The sequence below is a fragment of the Duganella sp. GW821-FHT01E12 genome (genome assembly GCF_059422325.1).
Window position 1 is genome coordinate 1 of sequence record NZ_JBWKWR010000029.1, and the last position, 1,547, is coordinate 1,547.

Here is a 1,547-nt window from a genome sequence, read left to right on the forward strand (position 1 = left end):
ACTCTAGAAAGGAGGTGATCCAGCCGCACCTTCCGATACGGCTACCTTGTTACGACTTCACCCCAGTCACGAATCCTACCGTGGTAAGCGCCCTCCTTGCGGTTAAGCTACCTACTTCTGGTAAAACCCGCTCCCATGGTGTGACGGGCGGTGTGTACAAGACCCGGGAACGTATTCACCGCGACATGCTGATCCGCGATTACTAGCGATTCCAACTTCATGCAGTCGAGTTGCAGACTACAATCCGGACTACGATACACTTTCTGGGATTAGCTCCCCCTCGCGGGTTGGCGGCCCTCTGTATGTACCATTGTATGACGTGTGAAGCCCTACCCATAAGGGCCATGAGGACTTGACGTCATCCCCACCTTCCTCCGGTTTGTCACCGGCAGTCTCATTAGAGTGCCCTTTCGTAGCAACTAATGACAAGGGTTGCGCTCGTTGCGGGACTTAACCCAACATCTCACGACACGAGCTGACGACAGCCATGCAGCACCTGTGTACTGGTTCTCTTTCGAGCACTCCCCAATCTCTCAGGGATTCCAGCCATGTCAAGGGTAGGTAAGGTTTTTCGCGTTGCATCGAATTAATCCACATCATCCACCGCTTGTGCGGGTCCCCGTCAATTCCTTTGAGTTTTAATCTTGCGACCGTACTCCCCAGGCGGTCTACTTCACGCGTTAGCTGCGTTACCAAGTCAATTAAGACCCGACAACTAGTAGACATCGTTTAGGGCGTGGACTACCAGGGTATCTAATCCTGTTTGCTCCCCACGCTTTCGTGCATGAGCGTCAGTTTTGACCCAGGGGGCTGCCTTCGCCATCGGTGTTCCTCCACATATCTACGCATTTCACTGCTACACGTGGAATTCTACCCCCCTCTGCCAAACTCTAGCCTTGCAGTCACCATCGCCATTCCCAGGTTGAGCCCGGGGATTTCACGACAGTCTTACAAAACCGCCTGCGCACGCTTTACGCCCAGTAATTCCGATTAACGCTTGCACCCTACGTATTACCGCGGCTGCTGGCACGTAGTTAGCCGGTGCTTATTCTTCAGGTACCGTCATTAGCAGAGGATATTAGCCTCCACCGTTTCTTCCCTGACAAAAGAGCTTTACAACCCGAAGGCCTTCTTCACTCACGCGGCATTGCTGGATCAGGCTTGCGCCCATTGTCCAAAATTCCCCACTGCTGCCTCCCGTAGGAGTCTGGACCGTGTCTCAGTTCCAGTGTGGCTGGTCGTCCTCTCAGACCAGCTACTGATCGATGCCTTGGTGGGCCTTTACCCCACCAACTAGCTAATCAGATATCGGCCGCTCCAGGAGCATGAGGTCTTGCGATCCCCCACTTTCATCCTTAGATCGTATGCGGTATTAGCGTAACTTTCGCTACGTTATCCCCCACTCCAGGGTACGTTCCGATATATTACTCACCCGTTCGCCACTCGCCGCCAGGTTGCCCCGCGCTGCCGTTCGACTTGCATGTGTAAGGCATGCCGCCAGCGTTCAATCTGAGCCAGGATCAAACTCTTCAGTTTAATCTCTGTTT

1 rRNA gene is annotated in these 1,547 nt (G+C 53.6%); it reads right to left on the reverse strand.

Annotated features, from left to right (window positions below):
• Window positions 1-7 precede the first annotated feature (7 nt).
• Window positions 8-1,536 (reverse strand): 16S ribosomal RNA (locus tag AC07WS_RS30315).
• Window positions 1,537-1,547 lie beyond the last annotated feature (11 nt).